Source organism: Compostimonas suwonensis, from assembly GCF_002797855.1.
Classification (GTDB): domain Bacteria; phylum Actinomycetota; class Actinomycetes; order Actinomycetales; family Microbacteriaceae; genus Compostimonas; species Compostimonas suwonensis.
This window is the reverse complement of the sequence record NZ_PGFB01000008.1, coordinates 64,263-90,885: the sequence shown is the minus strand read 5'-3', so window position 1 is coordinate 90,885 and position 26,623 is coordinate 64,263. Positions and strand designations below refer to the sequence as shown.

At 70.9% G+C, this 26,623-nt stretch carries 23 protein-coding genes; 14 read left to right on the top strand and 9 right to left on the bottom strand.

The annotated features are described in order from the left end of the window. Nucleotides 1-29 precede the first annotated feature (29 nt). The gene (locus CLV54_RS17200) at nt 30-1,055 is read left to right on the top strand and encodes an alpha/beta hydrolase (RefSeq protein ID WP_100346235.1); all 1,026 of its coding nucleotides are present in this window, start codon (nt 30-32) and stop codon (nt 1,053-1,055) included. A 213-nt stretch (nt 1,056-1,268) separates the two neighbouring features. Further along, nucleotides 1,269-2,306, top strand: a complete 1,038-nt coding sequence (locus CLV54_RS17195) for a Dyp-type peroxidase (RefSeq protein ID WP_170062024.1) — start codon at nt 1,269-1,271, stop codon at nt 2,304-2,306. 137 nt (nt 2,307-2,443) lie between these two features. On the opposite strand, the gene CLV54_RS17190 is transcribed toward CLV54_RS17195, so the two are convergent. Together CLV54_RS17190 and CLV54_RS17185 are read right to left on the bottom strand one after the other, a co-directional pair. Further along, nucleotides 2,444-3,829 carry a threonine/serine exporter family protein gene (locus CLV54_RS17190; RefSeq protein ID WP_100346233.1) on the bottom strand — a complete coding sequence of 462 codons (1,386 nt, stop codon included), beginning with the start codon at nt 3,827-3,829 and terminating at the stop codon, nt 2,444-2,446. Between the two features lie 47 nt (nt 3,830-3,876). Beyond that, nucleotides 3,877-4,278, bottom strand: a complete 402-nt coding sequence (locus tag CLV54_RS17185) for a glyoxalase superfamily protein (protein WP_100346232.1) — start codon at nt 4,276-4,278, stop codon at nt 3,877-3,879. A 196-nt stretch (nt 4,279-4,474) separates the two neighbouring features. Here CLV54_RS17185 and CLV54_RS17180 point away from each other — a divergent pair, with 196 nt between their 5' ends. The 3 genes from CLV54_RS17180 to CLV54_RS17170 all read left to right on the top strand — a co-directional run bounded on the left by CLV54_RS17180 (nt 4,475) and on the right by CLV54_RS17170 (nt 6,388). Next, a complete protein-coding gene (locus CLV54_RS17180; protein ID WP_100346231.1) occupies nt 4,475-4,852 on the top strand; it encodes a VOC family protein in 378 nt (125 codons plus the stop codon). 91 nt (nt 4,853-4,943) lie between these two features. Then, nucleotides 4,944-5,864 (top strand): J domain-containing protein, encoded by a 921-nt coding sequence (locus CLV54_RS17175; RefSeq protein WP_100346230.1) that lies wholly within the window; start codon nt 4,944-4,946, stop codon nt 5,862-5,864. A 98-nt stretch (nt 5,865-5,962) separates the two neighbouring features. Further along, nucleotides 5,963-6,388 carry an organic hydroperoxide resistance protein gene (locus CLV54_RS17170; protein WP_100346229.1) on the top strand — a complete coding sequence of 142 codons (426 nt, stop codon included), beginning with the start codon at nt 5,963-5,965 and terminating at the stop codon, nt 6,386-6,388. Here CLV54_RS17170 and CLV54_RS17640 read toward each other — a convergent pair. After that, complete coding sequence (locus CLV54_RS17640) at nt 6,363-6,533, bottom strand: hypothetical protein (protein ID WP_157803056.1); 171 nt, start codon at nt 6,531-6,533, stop codon at nt 6,363-6,365. The two genes, CLV54_RS17170 and CLV54_RS17640, sit on opposite strands and share 26 nt — an antisense overlap. A gap of 77 nt (nt 6,534-6,610) precedes the next feature. On the opposite strand from CLV54_RS17640, the gene CLV54_RS17165 reads away from it, so the two are divergent. From CLV54_RS17165 to CLV54_RS17130, 8 genes are all read left to right on the top strand, one after another. Next, nucleotides 6,611-7,321: a PhzF family phenazine biosynthesis protein gene (locus CLV54_RS17165; RefSeq protein WP_100346228.1), complete on the top strand. Its 711-nt coding sequence runs from the start codon at nt 6,611-6,613 to the stop codon at nt 7,319-7,321. A 221-nt stretch (nt 7,322-7,542) separates the two neighbouring features. Beyond that, the gene (locus CLV54_RS17160) at nt 7,543-10,590 is read left to right on the top strand and encodes a Na+/H+ antiporter subunit A (protein ID WP_100346227.1); all 3,048 of its coding nucleotides are present in this window, start codon (nt 7,543-7,545) and stop codon (nt 10,588-10,590) included. Continuing rightward, nucleotides 10,587-11,123, top strand: a complete 537-nt coding sequence (locus tag CLV54_RS17155; RefSeq protein WP_100346226.1) for a sodium:proton antiporter — start codon at nt 10,587-10,589, stop codon at nt 11,121-11,123. Before CLV54_RS17160 ends, CLV54_RS17155 begins: the two co-directional genes overlap by 4 nt. Beyond that, nucleotides 11,120-12,682 (top strand): Na+/H+ antiporter subunit D, encoded by a 1,563-nt coding sequence (locus CLV54_RS17150; RefSeq protein ID WP_100346225.1) that lies wholly within the window; start codon nt 11,120-11,122, stop codon nt 12,680-12,682. Before CLV54_RS17155 ends, CLV54_RS17150 begins: the two co-directional genes overlap by 4 nt. Further along, on the top strand, nt 12,682-13,383 hold the full coding sequence (locus tag CLV54_RS17145) for a Na+/H+ antiporter subunit E (protein ID WP_100346224.1): 702 nt from the start codon (nt 12,682-12,684) through the stop codon (nt 13,381-13,383). Before CLV54_RS17150 ends, CLV54_RS17145 begins: the two co-directional genes overlap by 1 nt. After that, a complete protein-coding gene (locus tag CLV54_RS17140; RefSeq protein WP_100346223.1) occupies nt 13,380-13,643 on the top strand; it encodes an MrpF/PhaF family protein in 264 nt (87 codons plus the stop codon). The genes CLV54_RS17145 and CLV54_RS17140 overlap by 4 nt, the downstream gene beginning before the upstream one ends. An 11-nt stretch (nt 13,644-13,654) precedes the next feature. Then, nucleotides 13,655-13,984 carry a monovalent cation/H(+) antiporter subunit G gene (mnhG, locus tag CLV54_RS17135; protein WP_245861794.1) on the top strand — a complete coding sequence of 110 codons (330 nt, stop codon included), beginning with the start codon at nt 13,655-13,657 and terminating at the stop codon, nt 13,982-13,984. A 239-nt stretch (nt 13,985-14,223) separates the two neighbouring features. Further along, complete coding sequence (locus tag CLV54_RS17130; protein WP_157803055.1) at nt 14,224-14,715, top strand: LysM peptidoglycan-binding domain-containing protein; 492 nt, start codon at nt 14,224-14,226, stop codon at nt 14,713-14,715. Nucleotides 14,716-14,768: 53 nt separating this feature from the next. On the opposite strand, the gene CLV54_RS17125 is transcribed toward CLV54_RS17130, so the two are convergent. The 5 genes from CLV54_RS17125 to CLV54_RS17110 all read right to left on the bottom strand — a co-directional run bounded on the left by CLV54_RS17125 (nt 14,769) and on the right by CLV54_RS17110 (nt 22,173). After that, the gene (locus tag CLV54_RS17125) at nt 14,769-18,197 is read right to left on the bottom strand and encodes an error-prone DNA polymerase (RefSeq protein ID WP_100346220.1); all 3,429 of its coding nucleotides are present in this window, start codon (nt 18,195-18,197) and stop codon (nt 14,769-14,771) included. Nucleotides 18,198-18,243: 46 nt separating this feature from the next. After that, nucleotides 18,244-19,878: a DNA polymerase Y family protein gene (locus CLV54_RS17120; RefSeq protein WP_100346219.1), complete on the bottom strand. Its 1,635-nt coding sequence runs from the start codon at nt 19,876-19,878 to the stop codon at nt 18,244-18,246. Continuing rightward, nucleotides 19,875-20,732 (bottom strand): hypothetical protein, encoded by an 858-nt coding sequence (locus CLV54_RS17115; protein ID WP_211294597.1) that lies wholly within the window; start codon nt 20,730-20,732, stop codon nt 19,875-19,877. Before CLV54_RS17115 ends, CLV54_RS17120 begins: the two co-directional genes overlap by 4 nt. Before the next feature lie 199 nt (nt 20,733-20,931). Further along, nucleotides 20,932-21,054 carry a hypothetical protein gene (locus CLV54_RS18165; RefSeq protein WP_281258195.1) on the bottom strand — a complete coding sequence of 41 codons (123 nt, stop codon included), beginning with the start codon at nt 21,052-21,054 and terminating at the stop codon, nt 20,932-20,934. A 246-nt stretch (nt 21,055-21,300) separates the two neighbouring features. Next, nucleotides 21,301-22,173 carry a LysR substrate-binding domain-containing protein gene (locus tag CLV54_RS17110; protein ID WP_100346253.1) on the bottom strand — a complete coding sequence of 291 codons (873 nt, stop codon included), beginning with the start codon at nt 22,171-22,173 and terminating at the stop codon, nt 21,301-21,303. 166 nt (nt 22,174-22,339) lie between these two features. Here CLV54_RS17110 and CLV54_RS17105 point away from each other — a divergent pair, with 166 nt between their 5' ends. Next, nucleotides 22,340-23,662 (top strand): MFS transporter, encoded by a 1,323-nt coding sequence (locus CLV54_RS17105; protein ID WP_245861793.1) that lies wholly within the window; start codon nt 22,340-22,342, stop codon nt 23,660-23,662. A 52-nt stretch (nt 23,663-23,714) separates the two neighbouring features. Here CLV54_RS17105 and CLV54_RS17100 read toward each other — a convergent pair whose 3' ends face one another. Continuing rightward, complete coding sequence (locus tag CLV54_RS17100) at nt 23,715-26,387, bottom strand: LuxR C-terminal-related transcriptional regulator (protein WP_157803054.1); 2,673 nt, start codon at nt 26,385-26,387, stop codon at nt 23,715-23,717. Nucleotides 26,388-26,623 lie beyond the last annotated feature (236 nt).

The window sequence follows — 26,623 nt, the reverse complement described above, 5'->3', positions numbered from 1 at the left end:
CCGCCGGGCCCGTCACGAAGGATCAGCCCATGCCGCAGCCCGCTCGAACCTCGGCGCTGCGCCGGGTGGCCCCGTGGGCCGGTCTCCTCGCGCTCGCCGGCGTCGTCGTGGGCGGTGTGCTGGCCGTCGTCGCGACGCCGTGGCCGGGTGCGCTCCTCATCCGCGCCGTGTTCCAGCGCAACAACGCGAAGCTCAAGCTCGTGATGGAGAAGCACGCCCCCGCCGGGATCGAGCGGGTCGCCGAGCTGCAGTACCGCGAGGGCGACGACGACGCCCACCTCGACGTCTACTTCCCGCAGGGCACGAGCGGCCCTCTTCCCACCATCGTCTGGACCCACGGCGGCGCCTGGATCTCGGGCGGCAAAGACGACGACACCCCCTACTTCCAGCTGCTCGCGAAGGAGGGGTTCACGGTCGTGGGCCTCGACTACTCGCTCGGCCCGGAGCGGCGCTACCCGACCGCCGTCGAGCAGCTCAACGACGCGCACGCCTACCTCCTGGCCAACGCCGAGCGGCTGCACGTCGACACCGACCGCATCTTCCTCGCGGGCGATTCGGCGGGCGCGCAGCTGTCGAGCCAGCTCGCGACCCTCGTGACCAACCCCGCCTATGCCCTGGATGTCGGCGTCACACCCGCTCTGCGCCGCGATCAGCTGCGCGGGGTCGTGCTCAACTGCGGCATCTACCAGGTGATGCCGCTCGTCGGGGCCACGGGGCTGTTCGGCTGGGGCGACATCCAGTCGATCTGGGCGTACACGGGCCACCGCGACTTCGCGAGCTCACGGGCTGTGGATCAGATGTCGACGCACTTCCACGTGACCGCCGAGTTTCCTCCCACCTACCTCAGCGGCGGCAACGGCGACCCGTTGACCGATTCGCAGGCGAAGCCCTTCGCCGAGAGGCTCGGCGCGCTCGGGGTGGACGTCACGACCCTGTTCTGGCCCGACGACCGGGAGCCCGCCCTGCCGCACGAGTACCAGTTCGACCTCGACACCGAGGCCGGCCAGACGGCGCTGCGGGCGACGATCGACTTCCTCCGCGCCCACTCGGCCTAGCTCTGTTGCGCCGTCTGGCAATTCGGGCCCGGTTCCGGCGGTCTCGGCGTCGGGCGGCCTGAACTGCCGTCAGCGCTCTCGGAGACGACGGTTCCGGTGGTGCCGAGGGTGCGGTACCGCATGCTTCTCGCCTTCGTCCGAGCCTCGTCCGGGGTGCCGTCGAGTGCGTGCCTCGCGGGATTCCACGCCCACTCGGCACCCGGGAACGGCAGAATGTCAAGCATGGATGATCAGAGCTGGAACCGGGTGCCCATCGAGCCGCAGAGCGTGAACGCGCCGCTCTCCACCGCGGCGGTCTTCCTGGTGGTCACGATCGCCGAGGGCGAGGATGCCGCGGCTCACGTGCGAGACGTCGTCTCCGATCTGGGGGGCCTCGTGCGCACCGTCGGCTTCCGCGACCTGGGCGGACGCCTCTCCTGCAACGTCGGCATCGGCCGCGAGGCCTGGGACCGTTTCGGCCAGAGCACGCGGCCGGCCCAGCTCCGGGTCTTCTCGGAGGTGCGCGGCGCCCGGCACACGGCCGTCTCGACGCCCGGCGACCTGCTCTTCCACATCCGCGCCGAGCGCAGCGACATGTGCTTCGAGCTGGAACGGCTGCTCCTGAACGCCCTCGGCGACTCCGTGACGGTCGTCGACGAGGTGCAGGGCTTCCGCTACTTCGACTCCCGCGACCTGCTCGGCTTCGTCGACGGAACGGAGAACCCGACGGGCCGCTCGATGCTCGAGGCCTCGTTGATCGGCGACGAGGATCCCGGCTTCGCGGGCGGCAGCTACGTGGTCGTGCAGAAGTACCTGCACGATCTGGGCGCCTGGGGCGCGCTCTCGACGAGCGAGCAGGAGGCCGTCATCGGGCGGACGAAGGCCGACAACGTCGAGCTCGACGACGCGGACCCGGGAGCGGATGCCGGTGCGGGTGCCGGTGCGGGTGCCGGGGTCGTTGCAGCCGGCGCGAGCGGCGGGACCGTGCGGAAGTCGCACAAGAGCCTCAACACGATCGTCGACGCGAACGGTGTGGAACGCGACATCCTGCGCGACAACATGCCCTTCGGGAGGCCGGGGCAGGGGGAGTTCGGCACGTACTTCATCGGCTACTCCCGTGACCTCTGGGTCATCGAGCACATGCTGCGCAACATGTTCGTGGGCGACCCGGCCGGCTCGCACGACAGGATCCTCGACTTCTCGACGGCGGTGACGGGCACGGCGTTCTTCGTGCCCTCGAACGAGGTGCTGGAGGGCCTCGCGGAGGGCTGACAGGCGACCGGGCGCGTGAGGACAGGCGTCACGGGCTCGTCGCGGGCTCGTCATGGCGCGGACACGCCGATCACGCACAATGTCCGTCGTTCTGAGAGGGAGATGAGGGAGGTGAGGGAGGACCCGCTCAGACCCGCTCAGACCCGATCGGCCCCGCTCTTCCCGGCCCCGCTCTTCCCCGACGTTTTCCCTCCGATCTCGCTCGTCCGGATCCTGCGCCACAGCTCACGGGCTCCGGAGAGGTCGCGGCTGAGACCCGTGCCCACGAGCATGCCGAGTGCGATGGAGAGCAGCGAGAGCAGCGTGTTGAGCAACATCTGCCCGCCGCTGGCGAGGTCGGAGGCGCTCTCGCTGAGGCCGATGAAACCCATGGCGCCCGGCACGAGCAGCCAGAAGGCCGGCAGCGTCATCACGATCGCGGGCGGGGCGCTGCGCACCCGGGCGAACAGGCGCGACACGGGCACGACGACGAGCGCTCCGACGAAGCCCGAGAGCTCGGGCGAGAGCAGGATGCTGCCGAGCGCCTGGGCGCCGAATGCCACGTACAGGCTCAGCACGATCCAGATCATCGAGCCCGCGGGCGCCGAGGAGTAGAGCACGTAGCCGATCGCGGTGAGGGCGACCCCGACCCACGGCGACCACGGGCCGAGCCCCGGCGACGAGCTCCCCTCGGTCAGGGCTCCCGTCATCGCGACCGCCGCGTAGACGCCGAAGCCGAGCAGCACGAGTTGCGCTGTGCCGTAGACGAGACGGCTCGCTCCCGCGATGACCTGGTTGCTCGTGAGCTCGACGGCGGCGATCGTGAGCGTGAGCCCGGGGAGGAAGCTCACGAGAGCGGGGGCGATGACCCGCAGGGGCTCCTCGCCCGTGAGCCCGGCGAGCAGCGTCACGGTGAGCACGGTCACGAGGAACGCCGCCAGAACGGGGAGAGCGCTCGCGAGGGTCGGCAACCGGGAGGCGAGGGCGATGAGGCAGCCGACGACGAGTCCGAGGATCACGTACGCGGGGATGGCGGCGAGGGTCGGGTTGAGCACGAGCCCGAACCCGGTCGTGAGGATCGTGTTGCCGAGGATGCTCGTCGCGAGCCCGAAACGGGGCTTGGACGCCCGCACCGCGGCGATCTCGGAGAGCGCCTGCTCGGGAGGGATGCCGCCTCTCGACGTCTTCTCGACGATCGCGGCGATCGCGCCCGCCTGATCGAGCCGCAGGGAGCCGCCGGACACCGACTCGACAGCGATGCGCTGGGCCGTCCCGGAGGGCAGCTGGATGATGACGAGGGTGGGCAGCACGACGACCCGCACGCCTGTGGCCCGGTATGCGTTCGCGATGATCTCGAGGGTGTCCTCGACGTCGTTGGTCGCCGCGCTCGTCTCGAGCATCGCGACGCCGAGACCGCCGAGCATCGAGACGACGGCGGGATCGACCTCGGCGTCGGGGGAGGCGGGCGGAGGCTTCGGGGTGCCCGCCCACAGCCGGCGCACGAACGCCGTGACGCGCGAGAGGGGCCGGGGGCGCGCTGGCATGTGCCCATACTAGCCAGCGTGCGGAGGCCGGCCGGGTGCGGAGGCCCTCAGTTCACGTCTGCTCCCGCCGCGGCCTGAGCGGCGTAGTCGGGGAGCTGCTGCAGCGTCCAGGTGTTGCCGTCGGGGTCGGGGAAGCTGACGAAGCGGCCCCACGGCTGATCGTCGATCTCGCTCGCCTCGACGCCGTTGTCGATGAGGTGCTTCCGCGCGGCATCCGCGTCGGGCACGACCATCTGGATGGAGCTCTGCGTGCCGGGGACCATGTCGGTGATGCCCGTTCCGATGACGATCGAGCAGGCCGAGCCGGGCGGGGTGAGCTGCACGAAGCGCAGCCCCTCGTCGACCTGGTGGTCGTGGTCGGCGGCGAAGCCGACCTGCTCGACGTAGAACGCCTTCGCCCGGTCGACGTCGGTGACGGGCACGGCGATGAGTTCGATCTTCCAGTCCATGATCCTCTTCCTGTCTGCTCTGCGTTCTGTTCTCTATTGTTCTGCGGCCGATGCTCCGAGGGTAGCCGTCGAAGAGGACAGTTCTCGTCCTGTTCGAGACCCCCCTGGCCCTGGACGTACGGCGCTGAATGTGCGATTGTGTGCACCGTACACATCGAACGGCACACACCGAACAGCAGTACGAGACGAGGATGCGATGTTCACTCCGAAAGAAGCCTTCAGCGGGTTCAGTGTCGACGACATCGACGCGGCGCGCGCGTTCTACGGCGAGACGCTCGGCCTCACCGTCGCCGACGACGAGATGGGCATGCTCACGCTGACGCTGCCCTCGGGCGCGCACGTGCTCGTCTACCCGAAGCCGAATCACGAGCCGGCGACCTTCACGATCCTCAACTTCGTGGTCGACGACGTCGAGTCGGCCGTCGACGACCTCAACGCGCGCGGCGTCGTCACGAAGATCTACGACGACGCGGTGCTCGAGACCGACGCGAAGGGCATCCAGCGCGGCTGGGGCTCCGAGATCGCCTGGTTCCTCGATCCGGCGCGCAACGTGCTCTCGGTGCTCACGGGGTAGCCGGCGTCGCCTGATGGTCTCCTGACGGACACTGTCAGTTTTCTTCGGTAACGTCGTCTCCAGAACACGCACGCCAAGGAGACCGACCAGGATGCTCGACAGTCCGGCCTCGCGCACGCCCTATGAGGTTCTCGGGGTCAGCGCGTCGGCGAGCCAGGAGGAGTTGCGCCGGGCCTACCGGCGGCTGGCCCGAGAGACCCACCCCGACATGGGCGGCAACGCCGTGCGCTTCCACGCCGTGCAGATCGCCTGGGAGCGGGTCGGCGACCCCGTCGAGCGCGCCGCCTACGACCGGGGTCTCGGCCCCAGAACGAGCGAACGGGATGCCGGACCCGCCCGTTCTGCGCCGGCGTCGGCCCGCGCGAACTCCTCGTCGATCCGCGCCCGCGTGCACGGTCACCCGGGCGGCGTGGCGAGGGAGCGCTTCCTCGCCCTCATCCGCGAATGGGTGGGCCGGGGCACCGAGCTCGCGGATCCCTACGACCCGGCCCTGCTGCGTTCGGCGCCGCGGGAGATCCGCGCCTACCTCGCGAAGGCGCTCGCCGAGGAGGCGACCGTGCGAGCCGTGTCGACGCTCGGCATCGGCTTCACGATCTGGAGCGACGTCGCGACCGACAAGGGCAAGCTCGACCACGTCGTGCTCGGGCCCTCGGGGCTCTTCGCGCTCGAGTCGGCCGACTGGGGCAGCGTCGTGCGACTGCACCGCGGTGAGGTCGCAGGCGACGATCTCGACGACGACGAGGAGCCGGTGCGCTCGCTCTCTCGGCGGGCCCGGTCGCTCGGCCGCTCGCTCGGCGTGCGCTTCACGGGGCTCGCGATCGTCGTGCCCGACGAGAGCCTCGACGAGCCGGTCGAGCTCATCGAGCGCGGTCGCCACTCGGGAACCGTGCTGATCCGCCGTTCCGTGCTGCCCGAGCTCCTGCGCAACGGGCTGCCCGGCGCGCCCCGCACGAGCATCGATCGGGTCTTCGACGTGCGCACCCGCCTGCAGACCGGCATCCGCTTCGTCTGATCCTGCACTACCCCTCTTCTCTGTGAACGGAGTTCAGATCCCGGGGGTAGCGTTCGTGGCGTCCGTGCCTGTTACTCCTCACGCAAAGGATCGCGAAAATGAGTGCAATCTACACCGCAGTGGCCACCTCGACCGGAGAGGGGCGTGCCGGTGGGCGCGCCGAATCGAGCGACGGGATGCTCGACGTCACCCTCGCCGTGCCCACCGAGATGGGCGGCCCGGGCGGCGGCACCAACCCCGAGCAGCTCTTCGCAGCCGGCTGGTCGTCGTGCTTCCACTCGGCGGTGAAGGGAGTCGCGGCGCAGTCCAAGATCTCGTTCACCGACTCGGCGATCGTCGTCGAGGTCACCCTCGTGCCCGCCGAGAACGGCGGCTACACCCTCGCCGCGGCCATTCACGCCGAGTTCGGCGGGATCGACCAGGCGACGGCCGATGAGCTCGTCGCCCAGGCGCACCAGGTCTGCCCCTACTCGAACGCGACCCGCGGCAACATCGAGGTCACGGTCGACGCGACCGTCGCCTGACGCCCGAGCGCTTCCTCAGCGCTTCCCTCAGCGCGCGTCGTCGGAGCGTCACCGAGTCGAGAACCACCGCGGCGACGATGAACGCTCCGACGACGGCGATCTGCCCCACCTGGGGGAGCACCAGGAGGGGCATGATGTTCGTCATGTGCTGAACCATCGACCTCGCGCCCGGCCGGCGCACCCCGTTGACGTGCTGCCGTGTCGGCGTGAGAGGCTGGGGTCATGAGCAGCACGATCGCCGTCGACGTCGTCCGGGTCTTCACGAACGAGGCGGGCGAGCACGGCAACGAGCTGGGCATCGTGCGCAGCGACGCCTCGACGAGCGGCCGCGAGCAGGCCATCGCGGCTGAGCTGGGCTTCAGCGAGACCGTCTTCGTCGACGAGCTCGGGCGGCGTCTCTCGCCCGACGACGGAGGTTCCGAGCGCACGGCCGTGATCAGGATCTTCACCCCCGTCGCCGAGCTGCCCTTCGCCGGCCACCCGAGCGTGGGCACTGCGTGGTGGCTCGCGCACGAGGGCTCGCCCGTCGACGTGCTCCTCGAGAGGGCGGGCGACGTGCGGGTGCGCTACGACGCCGACCGCACCTGGATCACCGGCCGGGCATCCTGGGCTCCGCACTTCGAGTGGATGCCGCTGGCCGACCCCGCGCAGGTCGACGCCCTCGACCCCGCCGCCGTGACCGCCGGCCACCACTACGCCTACGCCTGGATCGACGAGGAGGCCGGCGCCCTGCGCTCGCGGATGTTCGCCCCCGAGCTGGGCATCGCCGAAGACGAGGCGACGGGCGCCGCGGCCGTGCGCATCACGACCGTGCTCGGCCGCGACCTCGAGATCCTGCAGGGGCGCGGCTCGCGGCTGAGCACGAGACTCGGCGCAGGGGAGAGCGTCGAGGTCGGCGGACGCACGGTGGCCGACCAGCGGATCGAGCTCTGATCCGCCCTGATCCGGCCTGATCCGCTCTGATCCGCCCTGATTCGCCCTGATTCGCCCTGATCCGGCACGATTTCCGCCCCTGATCCGGCGTCACCCGGCCACCGGCCTGGCGCGGATCGACCCCCGATCCGGCACCGATCGACCGGTGCTCGCATACCGGCGCGAGAATATGCACTGGTAAACTGGAGTCCGTCCCACGGCCATCCACGACCGGAGACAGCATGGCGACAATCCTGCTCATCTTTCTGGCACTATCGGTCGTTGCCCCCGCCCTCACGAGGCTTCTGGGCACCCGGGTGTTCTATCTGCTCGCCCTTCTGCCCGCCGCCGTCTTCGGCATCACGATCTCCCAGTACGGGCAGATCGAGGCGCAGGGCGCGATCGTCGAGAAGCTGTCGTGGATCCCGCAGCTGCAGATCGCCCTCTCCTTCCGCATCGACGACCTGGCCTGGGTCATGGCGCTCATCGTCACGGGCGTCGGCGCTCTCGTGCTGGTGTACTGCGCCCGGTACTTCACGAACGACGAGCCCGGCCTCGGTCGGTTCGCCGGGCTCCTGCTCGCCTTCGCGGGAACCATGTACGGCCTGGTCACGGCCGACGACATCATCGTCATGTTCATGTTCTGGGAGATCACGAGTGTGCTCTCCTACCTGCTGATCGGCCACTACACGAACCGCAAAGAGAGCCGCGGGGCCGCGTTGCAGGCCCTTCTCGTGACGACCTTCGGCGGTCTCGTGATGCTCGTCGGCGTCATCATGATCGCCGTCCAGGCGGGCACGACCTCGCTCTCGGAGATCGTCGCGGCGGGGGCCGACGCGCAGCTCGCGGGGCCGATGACCACAACGGCGATCCTGCTCATCCTCGTCGGGGCCCTCTCCAAGTCGGCGATCGTGCCGTTCCACTTCTGGCTGCCCTCGGCGATGGCCGCCCCGACACCGGTGAGCGCCTACCTGCACGCCGCGGCGATGGTGAAGGCCGGCATCTACCTCGTGGCCCGGCTCGCCCCCGGCTACGCCGACACACCGGGGTGGATGCCGGTGCTCGTGGGCCTCGGAGTGCTCACGATGCTCGTCGGCGCCTGGCGCTCCCTGCGCCAATACGACCTCAAGCTCGTGCTCGCCTACGGCACGGTGAGCCAGCTCGGCTTCCTCATGGTCGTGGTCGGCTTCGGGACCCGCGACGCCGCCCTCGCGGCGCTCGCGCTGCTCATCGCCCACGCCCTGTACAAAGCCACCCTCTTCCTCGTGGTCGGGATCGTCGACCATCGTGCGGGCACCCGCGACTGGCGCAAGCTCTCGGAGGTGGGGCGTCAGGCGCCCGTGCTCGCGGTCATCGCGGCGGTGGCCGTGGCATCCATGGCGGGCATACCGCCGCTCATCGGCTTCGTCGCCAAGGAGGCCGTGTTCGGAGCCTTCCTCGAGGCGGGGGAGTCGGGCGACCCCTGGGGCTGGATCGCGCTCGGCGGCACGGCGCTCGGCTCCGTTCTCACGGTGGCCTACAGCGCGCGCTTCTTCTGGGGGGCGTTCGCCCGTCGCCGTGGCGTGCCGGCGAGCCCTCTGCACACGGAGGGCTGGGGCATCCTGATCGCTCCCGGCGTGCTGTCGATCGCGACGATCGCCCTCGGCGTGGGCGCCGCGTGGCTCGACGGGTACCTCGCGCCGTACGCCGACACGATGCCGCACGCCGCCGACGAGGGCGGCTACCACCTGGCGCTGTGGCACGGCTTCGAGCCCGTGCTCGCCATCTCGGCGGTCGTGATCGCGATCGGGCTCCTGCTCTTCTGGCGCCGGCTCTGGGTCGCGCGCCTGCAGGAGTCGGTGCCCGGCCGGCTCGACGCCTCGCGGGGCTACTGGGCGACCGTGCGGGTCGTCGACCGTCTCGCCGCCCGCGTGACGATCTTCGCGCAGCGCGGCGGCCTGCCGCAGTACCTCTCCACGATCCTCGTGGTCTTCGTGCTCACCCTGGGCACGGCGAGCCTGCTCAACCGCACCTGGCCCGACGCGATCAGGCCGTGGGACTACCCGGCCCAGGTCTTCATCGCCGCGATCATGGCCGTCGCCTCGCTCGCCGCGGCGCGAGCCCAGCAGCGGATGACCGCCGTGCTGCTCGTGGGCGTCACCGGCTTCGGGCTCGTCGCCCTCTTCGCCTTCCACGGTGCGCCCGACCTCGCCCTCACCCAGGCGCTCGTCGAGACGATCACGGTCGTCGCCTTCATCCTCGTGCTGCGGCGGCTGCCCACCAAGATCGCGCAGCACAACAAGCCCGTGCAGCGCACCCGCCGGGCGATCATCGGCATCGCGGTCGGCTCGGTCATGGCGACGATCGCCCTCGTCGCGCTCGGGGCCCGTCAGGGCCCGGGCATCTCGGGCGAGCTGCCGCGTCTCGCCGTGGAGGAGGGGCACGGAACGAACATCGTCAACGTCATGCTCGTCGACATCCGCGCGTGGGACACGATGGGTGAGATCGCGGTGCTCGTCGTCGTCGCGACGGGCATCGCGAGCCTGCTCTTCGTCTCCGGCCGCTCGGGCGTCCTGCCGCGGCTGGCCGGGACCCTGCGTCGCTCGCGGGAGTCGTCGCGCTCCCGGGTGCCCGAGACCGTGCCGACGACGGTGCCCGGCCCGCCCGCGCCCGCGGCGGAGTCCGACGCCGATGCCTCCGCTCCCGCCTCCGGCGAGCCCGTGCGCCGCCACTCCTGGCTGCTCGCCGGGCGCACGATCGCCGCCGAGAACCGGTCGCTGATGCTCGAGGTGCTCGTTCGGCTGCTCTTCCACCCCGCGATCGTCGTGTCGGTCTTCCTGCTCTTCGTCGGCCACAACGCGCCCGGCGGCGGCTTCGCCGGCGGGCTCCTCGCGGGCCTCGCGCTCGTCGCGCGCTACCTGGCCGGCGGGCGGTACGAGCTCGCGGAGGCGATACCCATCGACGCGGGCAAGGTGCTCGGAGCCGGCATCCTGCTCGCCGTCGGAACGGCCGTCGCCTCGCTCCTGTTCGGCGGCGCGCCGCTCGAGTCCTCGTACTTCAGTGCCGACGTGCCCGTGTTCGGCGAGATCTCCTTCGGCACCTCGACGATCTTCGACATCGGGGTCTACCTCGTGGTCGTCGGGCTCATCCTCGACATCCTGCGCAGTCTCGGCGCCGAGATCGACCGCCAGCAGGAGGACGCCGAGCTGAACCCCGACGCGGCCGACGACTTCACCTCCACCGTCGACGCCCGCGGTGCCCAGGGCTCGGGAACCGGCGGCCCGGGCGGCCACGAGGAGGTGCCGCGATGAGCGCGTCGCTGACCCTCGTCATCCTCATGGCCGTTATGTACGCCACGGGCGTCTACGTCATGCTCGAGCGGAGCCTGACCCGGCTGCTCATCGGCTTCCTGCTCGTGGGCAACGCGACCAACATCCTCATCTTCCTGATGAGCGGGCCGAACGGCAGCGCGCCGATCGTCACGGGAACCTCGAGCGACGAGCAGATGGTCGACCCGCTGCCGCAGGTCTTTATGCTCACCGCGATCGTCATCAACTTCGGCGTCACCGCCTTCGTGCTCGCCCTGATCTACCGCTCCTGGTGGCTCGCGCAGCTCGGCGACGAGGGCGACGTCGTTCCCGACGAGCACGTGGGCGACACCGAGCAGTCGACGGACGCCGCGTTCGACTCGGTCGACCTCGACGACGCCGCGATCCAGAGGGTGCTCGAGGAGAGCAACGAGCACTCGGATGAGCACGCGGACCAGCACGGTGGCGAACGTGTGGACGAGCACGGCGACGAGCACGCGGACGAGCGCAGCGGCCGAGAGGGGAGCGGACGATGAACACCCTCGTGCCCCTGCTCGTGACGCTGCCGCTGCTCGGCGCGGCCGTGGCCCTCGTGCTCGGCCACCGCCGGCGCGCGCAGATGCTCGTGAGCACCATGACGCTCACGATCGTCACGATCCTCGCCGTCATCCTGCTCGTCTACGTCGACGGCAACGGCACGATCGTCGTGCAGGTGGGCGGGTGGGCCCCGCCCTTCGGCATCGTGCTCGTCGTCGACCGGCTCGCGGCCATCATGGTCGTCGTCTCCGCGCTCATGCTGCTCGGGGTGCTCCTCTTCGCCGTCGGCCAGGGCATCGCCGACGGCCACAGAGAGACCCCCGTCTCGATCTTCCATCCCACCTATCTCGTGCTCTCGGCGGGCCTGTTCGACGCCTTCGTCGCCGGCGACCTGTTCAACATGTACGTGGGCTTCGAGATGCTGCTCGCGGCGAGCTACGTCCTGCTGACCCTCGGCGGCACGGGCGCCCGCATCCGGGCCGGCGTCACCTACGTCGTCGTGAGCCTCATGTCGTCCCTGCTGTTCCTGGCCTCCATCGCGCTCATCTACGGGGCCACGGGAACGGTCACGATCGCGGGCATCTCCGAGAAGGTGCGCGAGCTGCCGAGCGACATCCAGCTGATCCTCTGCCTCGCGCTTCTGCTCGGCTTCGCCGTCAAGGCGGCCGTCTTCCCGCTGTCGTTCTGGCTGCCGGACTCCTATCCCACGGCCCCCGCCCCGGTCACGGCCGTGTTCGCCGGATTGCTCACCAAGGTCGGCGTCTACGCGGTCATCCGGGTCGACACGATCATGTTCGTCGACGTCGACATCACGATCCCGTTGATGATCGTGGCGTTCTTCACGCTGCTCGTGGGCATCCTGGGCGCGGTCGCGCAGGCCGACATCAAGAGGCTGCTCTCGTTCACGCTCGTGAGCCACATCGGCTACATGATCTTCGGGATCGCCGTCGGCGGCCTGCTCGGCATCACCTCGACGATCTACTACATCGTGCACCACATCGTCGTGCAGACGACCCTGTTCCTCGCGGTCGGGCTCGTGGAGCGCGTCGGCGGCACGACCTCGATCAGCAGGCTCGGCGGGGTGCTCAAGGCCTCGCCCTTCGTGGCCGTGCTGTTCTTCCTGGGCGCCATGAACCTCGGCGGCATCCCGCCGTTCTCGGGCTTCCTCGGCAAGGTCGGTCTGTTCGAGGCGGGTGTCGAGAGGGGCGGATGGCTCGTGTACGTGCTCATCGCGGCGGGGGCGGCCACCTCGCTGCTGACCCTCTACGCCCTCGCCCGGGTCTGGAACATGGGCTTCTGGCGGGGCCGCCGCGAGGTCGAGGGCTACGAGTCGCCGCTGCTCGCCTCCCTGCACGAGAGCCCCGAAGACGAGGGCACCGTCATGACGAAGAGCATCTCGCGGCTGATGCTCTCGGCGACCACGGGAATGGTCGTGCTGACCGTCTCGCTCACGATCTGGGCGGGGCCGCTCTTCGACCTCGCCGGCCGGGCCGCCGACGAGGTCGAGACCCCGGCGCAGTACGTGAACTCGGTCTACGAGGACGGAGTGCCGTTCTGATGTCAGCGCCGCAGCCCTCCCAGCCCGGATCGACCCAGCCCGGGTCCTCCCAGCCCGCGTCGACCCGATCCCACGGCCGGGTCGGCGTCGTGAGCCAGATCGTGCTCATCGCGGGCCTCGTTGTGCTCTGGATGCTGCTCTGGGGGCAGTTCACCCTTCTCGCGCTCGCAACCGGGCTCGTGCTCGCGCTCATCGTGTCGCGGGTCTTCTACCTGCCGGCCGTCGACCTGAGCGGCCGGGTCGATCCCTGGCGGCTCCTCGTCTTCGGAGCGGTTCTCGTGAAAGACATCGTCTGGGCGTCGCTGGATGTCGCGTTCACCGTGCTTCGGCCCCGGTTCACGCCGCACAACGCCATCATCGGGGTGCAGCTGCGCACGAGCTCCGAGCTCATCATGGTGTGGACGGCGGGAGCCGTCTCGCTCGTGCCCGGCTCCATCGTCGTCGAGATCGACCGGGCGGCGGCCGTGCTCTACCTCCACGTTCTCAACGTGGCCGACGACGCCGACATCGAACGGGCGCGGCATGCGGTGAGCGCGACCGAACGGCGGCTCGTGCTCGCCCTCGGCTCGGCGGCCGACGTCGAGAGGGTGCGGCTCGGCGGCATCCGCGCGGGCGACGCCGGCGATGCTCGGGGTGACGCACGGGACGACGCCGAGAACGATGCACGGAACGACGCCGAGAACGAAGGGGGCAGGCCATGACGATCGTCGTCATCATCGCGGGTGTGCTGTTCGGGGCGGGGGCGCTCGCCGCCGTCTACCGCATCATCAGGGGGCCGAGCCTGCTCGACCGCATCATCGCCTCGGATGTGCTCGTCGTCACGGTCATGTGCGCCATCGGCGCCGAGATGGCGATCGACAGGCACACCAACACGCTTCCGGTGCTTCTCGTGCTGTCGATGTTCGCGATCGTCGGCTCGGTGAGCGCCGCACGGTTCATGGCGAGACAGGACCAGACCTGATGGACGGCCTGATGGACTTTCGCGACTATGTGACCGCGGCGCTCGTGCTGCTCGCCGCCTTCCTGTGCTTCGCGGCAGGGGTGGGCCTGCTGCGCCTGCCCGACGTGCTCTCGCGTCTGCACGCGGCGACGAAGCCGCAGATCCTCGGGCTCATGGCGATCGTCGTGGATGTCGCGTTCTCGAACCCCGACGTCGGCACCATCACCCTCGCGATCGCCATCCTGCTCTTCCAGGGCCTCACGGCCCCGGTCTCCGCGCACATGGTCGGCCGTGCCGCCTACCGCACCGATCACGTGCGCCGCGACCTGCTGCTGCGCGACGAGCTCGCGGGGCGGCAGTGAGATGGGCGGCAGTGAGGTGGGGCGGCGGCGCGGGGCGGCGGCGATTGATGGGGGATGCTCAGGCGGTGGTTCCGCGGGTCGGGTAGGCTCGCGCGAGGAGCGGCAACGACGCGGGGTGCGCGCTGGCGCGAACGATGCGGTGTGGTGGGCAATGCGGTGTGAACAGCGGGACGCGAACACCGCGGGCAGGAACGATGCAGGCGTGAACGATGCGGAACGGGTCCGGGAGGGTTCCAGGTATGCCGATGGGTAGGGTCAACCGTGGCGCGGGGGTCGCGGCATCCGTCATCGCCGTCGGCGTCGCCGTCGCCCTGGCCCTGAGCGGCTGCGGCCGCCCGGCGCCCGTGCCGACCGTGACCATGGTCGTCACGCAGACCCCCACCCCGACGCCCACACCGACCCCGACACCTCTCCCCACGGCGGTGACGATCGTTCCGCCCCCGCCACCGGCGACCATCGTGCCCAACCCGGATCTGCCGGAGGAGCCCGTCCAGGATTCCGTCCCCTCCGATCTGGGGCCCGGCCCGGGAGCCCAGGGGGTCGTGACCTATGACGGCAACGGCGTGCTGCTGACCTACCGGGTCGTCGAGGGCGACACTTTCTTCGACATCGCCCAGCGCTTCGACGTTCCGCAGCAGCAGCTCCTGCGGATGAACCCGCAGATCGAGGGCGTCGGCCTCGACATCTCCATCAACGAGCTCGTCAACCTCAACATCTACGCGAATTTCTAGACCTGCTGCCCTCTGGTCTCTGCTGCCCTCTGCCTGCTGCTGCCCGCACGTGCTCAGCGGAAGTCGCGCGAGACGGATCGCCCGGGCACCGGGAGGTTCTCGAAGCGGTCGACGAGCACGTTCGTGACCCCTTCCGCCGAGCGCTCCAGGATGCCGCGCACGAGCAGGGCGCGTGAGTCCCGGGCGATCCGGCGGTACCGCGACCAGACCCCCACGGTGCAGATGACGTTCACGAGGCCGGTCTCGTCTTCGAGGTTGAGAAAGGTGATGCCGCTCGCCGTGCCCGGCCGCTGCCGGTGGGTCACGATGCCGCCCACCTCGATCCGCCGCCCGGTCTCCGCGGTCGCGAGGGCGGATGCCGCGAGCACACCGCGTGCCTCCAGCTCGGGCCGCACGTGCCGCACGGGGTGGTCGTCGGGCGAGATGCCGGTCGCCCACAGATCGGAGAGCATGCCGTCGAGAGCGGAGGGCAAGGGGAAGAGGGGCGGCTGCACGGTCAGGACCGTGCCGGGCAGGTATTCGGGGCGGTCGTGGGCGGCGCTTCCGGCCAGCCACAGCGCCTCGCGGCGGCCCAGACCGAGAGAGGCGAAGGCGTCCGCGGCGGCGAGGGCCTCGAGCTGGGCCACGGTGAGCCCCGTGCGCCGTACGAGCTCAGGCATCGACCGGTAGGGGCCGTCCCGCTCGCGCTCAGCGACGATCTTCGCGGCGATCGGGGTTCCGATGCCTTTCACGGCGTCGAGTCCGAGTCGCACGGCGAACGCGGCATCCCGTCGGTGCCGTTCGTCGTCGCGGGGCCGGGAACGATCGAAGACGCGGGGGATCGGCGGCTGCTCGTGCTCGGCGCAGGCTGCGTCGCCCGTGGGCCCGGCCGTCTGCCCCTCGGGCAGCTCGAGCTCGGCGAGAACCCCCGAGAGCAGGATGTCGGGCCGCCGCACCTCGACCCCGTGCCGTCTCGCGTCGGCCGTGAGGGTCGCGCCCGAGTAGAAGCCCATCGGCTGGGCGCGCAGCAGGGCGGCCAGGAAGGCGGCGGGGTAGTGCAGCTTGAACCAGGCGCTCGCGTAGACGAGCAGGGCGAAGCTCAGCGAATGGCTCTCGGCGAAGCCGAAGTTGGCGAAGGCCTTGATCTGCTCGTAGAGGCCCTCGGCCGTGTCTCCTGTGATGCCTTTGGCCGCCATCCCCTCGAAGAGCCGGTCTTTGAGGTCGGCGAACCGTTCCGCTCCGCGTTTGGAGCCGATCGCCCGGCGCAGGCGCTCGGCGTCGTCGGGGCCGAGGTCGCCGAGCGCGGCCGCCATCTGCATGGCCTGCTCCTGGAAGAGCGGCACGCCCATGGTGCGTTTCAGGATCGGCTCGAGCAAGGGGTGCGCGTAGCCGAAGGCCTCGCCCTCGACCTTGCGCCGGATGAAGGGGTGCACGGCCCCGCCCTGGATGGGTCCGGGCCGGATGAGGGCGATCTCGACCACGAGGTCGTAGAACTCTCTCGGCTGCAGCCGGGGCAGCACGCTCATCTGGGCCCGGCTCTCCACCTGGAAGACGCCGATCGCGTCGGCCCGGCAGAGCATGTCGTAGACGCCCTGCTCGTCAGGGGGGATGGTCGCGAGCGTCCAGTCCTCGCCCGTGCTGCCGCGCACGAGATCGAAGCAGTGCTGCAGCGCCGCGAGCATGCCGAGCCCGAGCAGGTCGAACTTGACGAGGCCCATCCAGGCGCAGTCGTCCTTGTCCCACTGCAGCACCGTGCGGTTCTCCATCCGGGCGTGCTCGATGGGGCTCACCTCGCCCACGGGCCGGTCGGTGAGCACCATGCCGCCGGAGTGGATGCCCAGGTGTCGGGGAAAGCCGAGCAGCTCGCCGGCGAGCCCGAGAACGGGCGCGGGGATGTCGTGATCGGCGGCCGAGGCGACCGTGTCCCAGCGCTGCACCTGCTTCGACCAGGCGTCCTGCTGCCCCGGGCTCGCGCCGAGCGCCTTCGCCATGTCGCGCACGGCGTTCTGCGGCCGGTAGCTGATGACGGTCGCGACCTGGGCCGCGTTCAGGCGCCCGTACTTGTCGTAGACGTACTGGATGACCTCCTCGCGGCGGTCGGAGTCGAAGTCGACGTCGATGTCGGGCTCCTCCTCGCGCATGCTCGAGAGGAAGCGCTCGAAGGGCAGCTTGTAGTGGATGGCGTCGACGGCCGTGATGCCCAGCACGTAGCAGACGGCCGAGTTCGCGGCCGAGCCGCGACCCTGGCAGAGGATCCCCCTGCTGCGCGCGAACTCCACGATGTCGTGCACGATGAGGAAGTAGCCGGGGAAGTCCTTCTCCTCGATCACGGCGAGCTCCCCCTCGAGGCGCTTCCGCTTCTCCGGCGGCAGCACGCCCGGATAACGCACGGCCGCCCCCTGCCAGACGAGCTCGCGCAGCCAGGTCATGGGCGTGTGACCGGGCGGGACCTCCTGCCGGGGCAGGCCGGGCCGGGCCTTGCGCAGCTCGAAGCTCAGGTCGCGGGCGATGTCGACCGTGCGCTCGACGGCCCCCGGGTACCGCGCGAAGCGGGCCGCCATCTCCGCTCCCGAGCGCAGGTGGGCCGAGCCGGATGCCGGCAGCCAGCCGTCCATCTCATCGAGACTCCTGCGCGCCCGCACCGCGGCCAGCGCCGTGGCGAGGCGGTGCCGGTCGGGGGTCGCGTAGTGCACGTTGCCCGTCGCGATCGTCGCGAGCCCCCTGCTCTCGGCGAGGGCGGCGAGCACGTCGTTGTGGGTGCTGTCGAGCGGGTAGTCGTGGTCGATGAGCTCGACGACGACGTTGTCGCGACCGAAGAGCTCGACGAGACGGTCGAGCTCGCGGGCGGCCTCGGCCTGGCCCTCTGCGGAGGTCCGGCCCTCTGCGGCGAGCGCCGAGCGCACGGCGCCCTTGCGGCATCCGCTCAGCACGAGCCAGTGGCCTCCCGCCCGTTCGGCGAGGTCGTCGAGGTCGTAGACCGGGCGGCCCTTCGCCCCGCCCGCGATCTGCGCGGCTGTGAGGGCTCCCGCGAGCCGGTGGTAGCCCTCCTCCCGACGGGCGAGAACGACGAGGTGGTGGCCCTCGGGATCGGCGACGCCGTTCTGCGGCGCGGAGAGGCCGAGCGAGAGCTCGGCGCCGAAGACCGTCGCGATGTCGTAGTTCTCGGCCGCCTCCGCCATCCGCACGATGCCGTAGAGGCCGTCGTGGTCGGTGAGAGCGAGGGCATCGAGGCCGAGCCGGGTCGCCTCCTCGAGCAGCTCCTCGGGCTTGCTGGCCCCGTCGAGGAAGCTGAAGTTGGAATGGGCGTGCAGCTCGGCGTAGGGCACCCGGTCGGCGGGTGACGGCGGTGGCTCGATCGGCACGTAGGCCGGCCGTTTGTACGACCAGGCCGGACTGTCGACCTTCTGCTCGTGGTCGCCGGGCTTCGCCGCGCCACGGCGCGGTGCGCCGGCGAGCCGTTGCTCCAGCTCCGACCAGGGGATCGGCGGATTGTGCCAGCCCATCAGCAGACCTCGCCCATCAAGACCTCGCTCATCACGATCCCGGCCATCAGTCGTACCTCGCTTCGGCGAACCAGGCGCCGTCGTCGAGCAGCAGGAGCCAGGCGGTGCCCTCCGCGTCGACGAGCTGCAGGTGGTGCACGGAGCGGTGGGCGTCATCCCACCAGCGCTCCTCGAGCGGCCACGGCCCCGCCCAGGCGGTCACGGCGGCGCCTGCGGGGCTCGGGGAGGGCGTGGTGCTCATGTCTTCAGAGCGTGCGGCAGCGGAGCCCTCGCAGCGGAAGACGGCGGGCTCCGCGGTGAGCGCCCCGCGGCTGTCGACCGCCACGGAGGAGCCGTCGGCGGCCAGCACCCGCGCGGCCCGCGGCGTCTCGAAGAGCGTGCCGGGAAGGGGCGGGGGCAGCCGGCCCGGCCAGGGCGGCTCCCCGGGCGCGGCGAGCAGAGCCCGATCGCCCCAGGGCACGAGGTTCTGGCGTTCCGCGAGGGTGCGCCCGCCTCCGAGGGCCGCGGTGAGCACGGCGCCGTGGCCGAGCATGCTCTGGACGCGGGAGAGCGCGTGGTGGATGCGCTCGTCGGCCGCCCCGCCCCAGAGCCCCGGCTCGTGGTTGCCGATCGCGTCGACGCTCTCGGGAACGATGCGCACGGCCACGATGCCCGAGCGCAGCTCGCTCGCGCTGCTGCCGGCGCCCTGCAGCTGCCAGCGCACGCGATCGACGACGTCGGCCGCCGTGAAGGAGCGCGGGTGCATCCAGCTGCGCTGCGAGAGCTCGCCCGACTCCGTCTCGATCTCGAGCCGCACCGTCGTGCAGACGAGCGTCGCGGCCGTGAGCCCGTCGAGAAAGCGATCGGCGGCCTGCCGCACCGCGAAGGTCACCTGGTCGACCCGGTCGAGCGGCGGTTCGAAGCGGATACCGCGGTCGAGCTCCGCGGGCACCGTGCGCGCCACGACGGCGCTGCCGTCCGCGCCGCTCGCGAGCGCGTGCAGGCGGGCGCCCTCGCCGCCGAACCGGTCGAGCACGTCGTCGGACGACAGGGCGGCGAAGTCTCCGAGGGTGTGGATGCCCAGGCGGCCGAGCAGCGTCGTGAGCTCGGGCCGGTCGAGGAGCCGCACAGGCAGTGGCGCGAGGAACGCCGGGGACTCCCCGCCGGGAACGACGAAGACCGGCTCGGGCTCCGGTCGTCGCGCGGCCTGGAGCGCGGCGAACAGCCCGTCGGCGATGCCGATCCGGGCGCCGGCCACCCCGAGGGCCTCGAGCCGGTCGAGCAGCCGGTCGGCCGCGGCCCGCTCGCCGCCGTAGTACCGGGCCGGGCCCTGGGCGCGCATCACGCAACTGCCGGGACGCATCACCTGCACCCCCGGAACGACCTCCTCGATCGCCGCGAGCACGGGCTCGAACGCACGGTTGTCGACGGTCTCGTCGTAGGGGATCACGAGCAGCCCGGAGCACCGGGACTGCGCCTCGCGCATCCGGAGACCGCGGGCGACCCCCTCCCGGCGGGCGGCGGGGGAGCAGGCGAAGACCTCGCCGCGGTCGACGAGCGCGATCGGCACATCCGTGCTGCTGCCGGCCACCAGGTCGTGGGCCGTGCCGTACGGGGAGAGGGCGGCCGTGACGGGCCAGTCGGGGCACCACAGTGCCAGGGTTCTCGGGGGGCCGGACGAAGAGGGGCCGGGCCGCGTCATCCTGCCGCCTCCCGGCGCGAGGGCGGCTGCGACCTCTGCAGCCGTGAGCTCGGGGCGCCTTGCGATGACCCCGGCTGCTCCGTCGACTCCCCGAGGCCCGGCGCCGAAGAGCGCACCTTCTCGTCGGCGGCGGGCAGCAGCAGGGTCGTGGTGCGAGGGCGCCCGCCGAACCGGGTCGAGACGGTGAGCGCGGCCCGGCGTTCGCGCAGGTAGCCGTGGCCCTGGCCGACCCCGGACCAGCGACCGCCGGAGACGCCGAGCACGGCCTCGCTCTGCGGCCAGGGGCCCTGCACGATGAGCGTCGAGCCCCGTTCCCGCAGCCGCGCGGCGAGCCGGGCGGCGTTCGCGTCGCTCGCGCGGGTCGTGGGGCGGGCGGCGACGACTCCCATGACGTCGACGATGGCCGCGATGACGGAGAGCCACTGCTCGCCGGGGTGCGGGATGAGCACCAGGCGTTCGAGGTCGATCCCGAACCGGGATGCCGCCTCCACCCCGAACTCGGGGATCCCGACGACGGCGCACCACTGCCCCGCCGCCGACGGTGCGGCGAGGAGCGTCATCAGCAGCGAGGCTGAGCCGTCGATCGAGTAGGCGGCCCCCTGCTTGAGCGCGCCGCCCGGCAGGAGCCCGGCGATCGCCGGGTGGGTGGGGATCGCCCGGGAGTCGAGGGTCGGCGCCTGCATGCTGCGGATGCGGTCTTGCAGCGCCGTGACGCTCGCCTTCGCCGCGCCGGCCGCGTCCGTCTGGAATGCGCCGTTCTGCGGCGCGGCGGTCTCCTGCGCGCGCCGATGCACCGCGGGAGGCGGTGGATCGAGCGCGGCGAGCGGGGCGGCCATCTGCTCATATTCGAACATATGTTCGAATATGTCAACCGCCACCGACATCCATCAGGCGTCCCTGGCGTCGAGCGCGGGTTTCTTCGCGAGCGCCGAGCGTCGAAGCACCGCGCCCGCGAAGAAACCCGCGCCCGCGAAGAAGCCCGCGCCCGACGCACGAGGTCCGGGCACGCCCACGGCGTGCCCGGACCTCACCGTCTCGCAGAGGAGGCGGCTGCTAGTTCTCGACCTGGCCGAGGCGCTCTTCGAATTCTTCCTTGGATTCGTTCTCCTGCGGCTTGCCCGCGGGCGGCTTCGGTGTCGGTACCTGGTCTTTCGGATCGTTGCTCGTGTTGCTCATTGCTGCTCCTGATCCATCCGTGGCGCCGCGTTCATCGCGACCCCTGGTGCCACGCTACGACCGCAAGCCCCGCGGCTCAACCCCTGGCGTCGACTCCGGTGCATCGGCGACACGGTGCGAGCGCGCGATCCTGGATGAAACGCCGTGCCCCGGCGCGCTCGCGCGGCGTGCCGCACGGAGCTGTGCTCTCGCGCTCGTCGCGACGCCCGCCGCGCGGTCATCCCCGTCGCATCGCCCGCCGCGACCTTAGGCCGTGCGGTTGAGGGGTCGGCCGAGGATGGCGGATGAGAGCGCCTCGACCGGCTCGGCGGGGGCGAGGGGGTTCGAGAGTAGGGTGAAGTCGATGTCTCCGAGGTCGGGGAGGCTGAAGCGGTTGCTCACCTTCACGAGGTCGTCGGGGATGAGCGTGTGCGGGAACACGGCGATGCCGATGCCGGCCCGCACGGCCGCGAGCACCCCGTTGACCTCGCGGGTGTTGCACGTGATGCGCCAGGTGCGCCCCGCGGCCTCGAGGGCGTCGATCGCGAGCTGCCGGCTGATGCTCGGGGCCTGGTAGGCGATGAGCGGAACCGGCTCGCCGGGCTCCACGATGGTGCGCTCCTGGCCGACCCAGACCATGGTGTCGCGGCGTACGACGGTGCCGCGTTCCGCCACGTCGTCGGCCTCGGCGTCCGGGGCCCGCTTGACGAAGATGAGGTCGAGCTGGCCGGCTTTGAGTCGTCGGTAGAGCGGTCCGCTCTGGTTGACGGTGAGCTCGAGGTTGATCTGCGGGTAGAGCTGCCGGAAGTGCCGCAGGATGCGGGGGAGCTGGGTGATGGCGAGATCGTCGGCCGCCCCGAAACGCAGCCGGCCGCGCATGGCGGAGCCCGTGAAGTAGCTCGACGCCGCCGCGTGGGCGGCGAGGATCGTGCGCGCGAAGCCCGCCATCGCGTCGCCGTTGTCGGTGAGGGTGACGTCTCGGGTGTCGCGCGCGATGAGCATCCGCCCCGCCGCCTTCTCGAGCTTGCGGATCTGCTGGCTCACCGTGGGCTGGCTGAGCCCGAGCTGGTTAGCCGCCTGCGTGAAGCTGTGGGTCTCGGCGACGGCGAGGAAGGTGCGAAGCAGCACGGGGTCGAACACGGCAGAGCGCTCCATTCGAAAATGCGTGTCATTCGAAAATGCAATGAGAGTTATAGCTTCAATTTACTCTCAGAATGGATGCCGCGGGAGTACCGTCGAAGGAGACGCCGGTTCGGGCGCCAGACCAGCAAATTTCTCGCACGTCGTTCTCGACGTAGGAACATCCGTGGCTTCGACACTCTCCAGCAGTTATCCCGCAACAGAACCCATCGCCGTACTCAAGTCGCCGCCCCCGTGGCGCCACACCCTCGTCTCGCTCTCGGTGCGCAACTACCGGATCTTCGCGATCTCCAACCTCGTCGCGATGACCGCCCTCTGGATGCAGAGGATCGCCCAGGACTGGCTCGTACTCGAGCTCTCGGGCAGCGTGACCGCCGTGGGCGTCACGGTCGCCCTGCAGTTCGCCCCCATGCTGATCTTCGGCCTGCTCGGCGGGGTCATCGTCGACCGCTACTCCAAGCGCACCCTCCTCATGATCACGCAGAGCGTCTCCGTGCTCACGAGCGCGACGCTCGCCGTGCTGGCGCTCACGGGCACCGTGCAGGTCTGGCACATCTACGTCGTCGCCGTCGTGCTCGGCTTCGTGACCGTCGTCGACAACCCCGCCCGCCAGGTCTTCACCAACGAGCTCGTCGGCGCCGGCTACCTCCGCAACGCGATCAGCGTCAACTCGTCGACCTTCCAGCTCGGCGGTCTCATCGGCCCCGCGATCAGCGGCGCGCTGCTCGTGGCGGTCGGGGCGGGCTGGTCGTTCGGCATCAACGCCGTGGCCTGCGCGATCGTCGTCTTCACGCTCACCCGGCTGCGGGTGCGCGAGCTCTTCCCCGCGCCACCCGTTCCGCGGGCGAAAGGCCAGCTGCGCGAGGGCATGCGGTACGTCGTGCAGAAGCCGGCGATCCTCTGGACGATCGTGATGCTCGCCTTCCTCGCGGTGTTCTCGCAGAACCTGCCGGTCATCCTCGCGGCCTACGCGAGCGAGGTCTTCGACGCCGGCGCGGGCGGCTACGGCCTCTTCAACACGCTCGTCGCCCTCGGGGCGCTCACGGGAGCCCTGCTCTCGACCCGCCGCAGGAGCGTGCGACTGCGCACGGTGATCCTCGGGGCCGCCGTGTACGGCGCACTGCAGGCGTTCAGCGGGCTGATGCCCACCGAGTGGCTCTTCGGTACCGCCCTCGCGCTCGCCGGCTTCAGCTGGCTCTTCTTCATCACGGCGGCGAACTCGCTCGTGCAGATGTCGTCGAACGTGGCCATCCGCGGGCGCGTCATGGCGCTCTACGTGCTCGTGCTCCTGGGCGGGCAGTCGATCGGCGGGCCCGTCATGGGCTGGGTCGTCGAGCACTTCGGGGCCCACATCGGCATGGTGCTCTCGGGCGGTGTTCCCGCTCTCGCCGCGCTCGTCATCGCCGTCGTCCTCGCCCGCAGCGGAAGCCTGCGCCTCGCCGTCAGCCTGCGCCGCGCCGAGCCGTTCGTCGCGATCGTGCCGCGCTGAGGCGCTGCACTCCGCTGCCGCCCGGCCCCGGCCTCCGACTCCGACCCCGGCCTCAGGGCGCCAGCCCCCGGTCGGCGGCCACGATGAGCGCCTCGTCGCGCGACGAGACCCCCAGCTTGCGATAGAGGCTGCGCAGCTGCGACTTGACCGTGTTGGGCGAGACGAAGAGCCGCTCGGCGATGACCTCGGCCCGCGAGGTCGTGAAGAGCTCGTTCAACACGCTCGACTCCCTGCGGGTGAGCTGCTGCACGATCGTCGCGGCCGTGAAACGGTCGGGAACGGTCTCGAGGCTCGCGAGCTGCGCCCGGCCGTCGCCTCCCGGCGACCACTCGAGCAGCGTCACGAGCTCGGCGCGCGGGATGAGCATGAGCGGATGCCGCAGACCGCTGCCGATGAGCGCGGTGAGCGCGTCGCTCCGGGCCGACAGGGCGATGTCGGCCCGGGCGAGCCGGTGGGCGGCGATGGCGCGCAGGAGCAGCGCGTCCGCGGTGGCGCGGGGCGAGGCATCCGGGGTTCTCAGGAGCGGCTCGGTGATCGTGATGACCTGCCAGCTCTTGCGCTCGACGAGTGCGAGCCGGGCCTCGGAGAGCACCAGCCGATTGCGCAGGCCGCGCGATCGCAGGTACTCGTCGGCCTGGTTGACCCTGCCGCTCATCACGAGGCCGTCGACGATCACCGAGTGGAGGATCTCGCGGGTGTGCGGGCTCGGCGTCCCCTCGGCGCCCGCCGTCGCTGAGACGAGGGCCTTGGCCCGGCTGATGGCGGCGGAGATGCGCCCTCCGACCGACATCGAGGCGGTCTCGATGGCGCTCGCGACGGCCGCGAACTCCGTGCCGGTCGCGGCCTCGCGCACCCAGCGGGCGTGCGCGATGGAGCTCTCGGCGGCGAAGGAGTCGAGGTCGAGCACGGCTTCGGCCAGGCGCAGGCCGATGGCATGAGGGCCCGTGAGCAGGTCGACGGGGAGCGCGCCCGACCGCAGCTCGGCCACCCGGGCGCGGGCGCGGGTCACGTGCCCGAGCGAGGCCTCGGCGTAGGCGAGGCTGCCGGCGGAGTCGAGCCACATCGCGTCGTCGCCGCGTGACCTCGCTCGTGTCGAGGAGCGGAGGAGGTACTCGGCGGCCACGGGCAGCCGGTGCGCCGCAAGGCTCGCGAGGCCGATCTCGCGCGTGCAGAAGTGCACGAGATCGCCCAGCTGCTCCATCTCGTCGGTGTCGAGCGCCGCGAGGGCCGCGCCGAGCCGCTCGGCCGTGAGCCGCGCCTGATCGTAGCGCTCCGCCTCGCGGTGGGCGCGGGAGAGGGCGAAGAGCAACGCCGCCCGGCGTACCGGTTCGGCGTCTTCGAGTGCGTGCATGACCGATTCGGCGAGATGCCGGCTCGTGAGCGTGTTCTCGCAGCCGGTCGCCTCCGGGTGCGCGCTCGTGACGACCGCGACGATGACGGCGAGCTCCGCTTCGAAGCGGGGGTCGCGTCGCGGCACGAGGGCGAGCAGGCGGCACGCGCTCGCGGTGTCGGCCCGCGCGAGCTCGGAGGCGTGCCGCACCGTGACGGCCATGGCGTTCTGCCAGTGCTGAGCGAGGGAGTGCTGCAGGATCGCATCCATGACGTAGCCGTTGGACTCGAGCCACTCGGCGAGCCGCGTGCGCCGTTCGGCGAGCGAGTCGGCGAACACGAGCCGGGCTCGTCGTCGCAGCGAGGAGAGCACGAGGCCCTGATACTCGAAACGGCGGTCGGCCGGGTCGCCCGACCAGCTTCCGAATCCGAGGTGCTCGAGCCGCGCGAGCAGGGATGCCGCATCCGGTGTCTCGGTCAGGGCCGCCGCCAGCTCGGGTGTGACGAAATCGGCGAGGGCCGAGCCGAGCACGAACAGATCGAACTCGGGGTCGGCGGTGCCGCTCAGGAGCGAGCCGACGAGCTCGTCGGAGAGCACGTCCTCGGCCACGAGGGAGAGCGCGTCGTCGACGGACACGCGCTGACGACCGATCACGTGCGCGACGGCGATGAGGGCGAGCGGCCAGCCGTCGAGCTCGTCGACGAGGCGCTGCCGTTCGTCTTCCGTGAGCGTGGGGAGCAAACGTTCGATCACCTGGTGGGCCTCGGCCGAGGAGAGGCGCAGCCGCGCGGGATCGACCAGGGCGATGCCGATCCGGGCGGTGGCGGTGAGGCTTTCGAAGACACTGAAAACCCGGGTCGCGACGATAAAACGAATGGTTCTGTATCGTTCGAGAAGCCACAGGAGGTCGTCGTCGACCATGCGGTCGCCCACCCGGTGGTAGTCGTCGACGACGATCACGATGGGCTCCTCGAGGCGCTCGAGCGCTCCCGCGAGGGTGTGCCGCAGCCACGAGCCCTCGGGAAGGCCTCCGTCAGGGGGCCGGGGGGCGGCCCCGAGGCCCGCATCGACACCGATGAGACCGGCGTCGCGCAGGGCCGTCGACACGAGCGTCCAGAACTCGGTGCGCCCGATCCCGTCGTCGCCGAGGGAGATCCAGACGCCGCGCCGCGGGGTCGAGGGGGAGCGCTCGTGCACCCAGCGCGCGAGCGCGGTCGTCTTGCCGAAGCCCTTGGGTGCCCGGAGGACGGTGAGGGGCGTCGTCGCCGCCTCGTCGATGAGCGCGGTCAGCGCCGGGCGGTCGAGGATCCCCTTCGGAGAGTGCGGCGCGTATGCGATGCCGCTGTCGCCGAGCGCCCGATCCGCCCGTCTGTCGGCGGCTCTCACCGCCGGCATCGGCGCGTTCCCGCACCCTGTCTCGTCCGCATCTTCGTCTGGTCCCCTCCGGTCGCGCGACGTGTCGCATGGCCGTCTTTCCGTGGTCAGTGTCATTACGAGAGACGGCGCCGGGCTCCATTCATTCCGAGGTTCGGCTGTCTTTCACCCTGTCTTTCACCCTCGTTTTCATCACCGCCTCACAGCTGCACGGGATCCGGGGTGAGAAGGGGTGAGAGGGAGTGGGATGCGCCTGA

Bases quoted from the DNA above. Each gene is read 5' to 3' on its own strand.
- CLV54_RS17200 (WP_100346235.1), top strand. From the start codon at position 30: ATGCCGCAGCCCGCTCGAACCTCGGCGCTGCGCCGGGTGGCCCCGTGG.
- CLV54_RS17195 (WP_170062024.1), top strand. From the start codon at position 1,269: ATGTCAAGCATGGATGATCAGAGCTGGAACCGGGTGCCCATCGAGCCG.
- CLV54_RS17190 (WP_100346233.1), bottom strand. From the start codon at position 3,829: ATGCCAGCGCGCCCCCGGCCCCTCTCGCGCGTCACGGCGTTCGTGCGC.
- CLV54_RS17185 (WP_100346232.1), bottom strand. From the start codon at position 4,278: ATGGACTGGAAGATCGAACTCATCGCCGTGCCCGTCACCGACGTCGAC.
- CLV54_RS17180 (WP_100346231.1), top strand. From the start codon at position 4,475: ATGTTCACTCCGAAAGAAGCCTTCAGCGGGTTCAGTGTCGACGACATC.
- CLV54_RS17175 (WP_100346230.1), top strand. From the start codon at position 4,944: ATGCTCGACAGTCCGGCCTCGCGCACGCCCTATGAGGTTCTCGGGGTC.
- CLV54_RS17170 (WP_100346229.1), top strand. From the start codon at position 5,963: ATGAGTGCAATCTACACCGCAGTGGCCACCTCGACCGGAGAGGGGCGT.
- CLV54_RS17640 (WP_157803056.1), bottom strand. From the start codon at position 6,533: ATGACGAACATCATGCCCCTCCTGGTGCTCCCCCAGGTGGGGCAGATC.
- CLV54_RS17165 (WP_100346228.1), top strand. From the start codon at position 6,611: ATGAGCAGCACGATCGCCGTCGACGTCGTCCGGGTCTTCACGAACGAG.
- CLV54_RS17160 (WP_100346227.1), top strand. From the start codon at position 7,543: ATGGCGACAATCCTGCTCATCTTTCTGGCACTATCGGTCGTTGCCCCC.
- CLV54_RS17155 (WP_100346226.1), top strand. From the start codon at position 10,587: ATGAGCGCGTCGCTGACCCTCGTCATCCTCATGGCCGTTATGTACGCC.
- CLV54_RS17150 (WP_100346225.1), top strand. From the start codon at position 11,120: ATGAACACCCTCGTGCCCCTGCTCGTGACGCTGCCGCTGCTCGGCGCG.
- CLV54_RS17145 (WP_100346224.1), top strand. From the start codon at position 12,682: ATGTCAGCGCCGCAGCCCTCCCAGCCCGGATCGACCCAGCCCGGGTCC.
- CLV54_RS17140 (WP_100346223.1), top strand. From the start codon at position 13,380: ATGACGATCGTCGTCATCATCGCGGGTGTGCTGTTCGGGGCGGGGGCG.
- mnhG (WP_245861794.1), top strand. From the start codon at position 13,655: ATGGACTTTCGCGACTATGTGACCGCGGCGCTCGTGCTGCTCGCCGCC.
- CLV54_RS17130 (WP_157803055.1), top strand. From the start codon at position 14,224: ATGCCGATGGGTAGGGTCAACCGTGGCGCGGGGGTCGCGGCATCCGTC.
- CLV54_RS17125 (WP_100346220.1), bottom strand. From the start codon at position 18,197: ATGGGCTGGCACAATCCGCCGATCCCCTGGTCGGAGCTGGAGCAACGG.
- CLV54_RS17120 (WP_100346219.1), bottom strand. From the start codon at position 19,878: ATGACGCGGCCCGGCCCCTCTTCGTCCGGCCCCCCGAGAACCCTGGCA.
- CLV54_RS17115 (WP_211294597.1), bottom strand. From the start codon at position 20,732: ATGTTCGAATATGAGCAGATGGCCGCCCCGCTCGCCGCGCTCGATCCA.
- CLV54_RS18165 (WP_281258195.1), bottom strand. From the start codon at position 21,054: ATGAGCAACACGAGCAACGATCCGAAAGACCAGGTACCGACACCGAAG.
- CLV54_RS17100 (WP_157803054.1), bottom strand. From the start codon at position 26,387: ATGCCGGCGGTGAGAGCCGCCGACAGACGGGCGGATCGGGCGCTCGGC.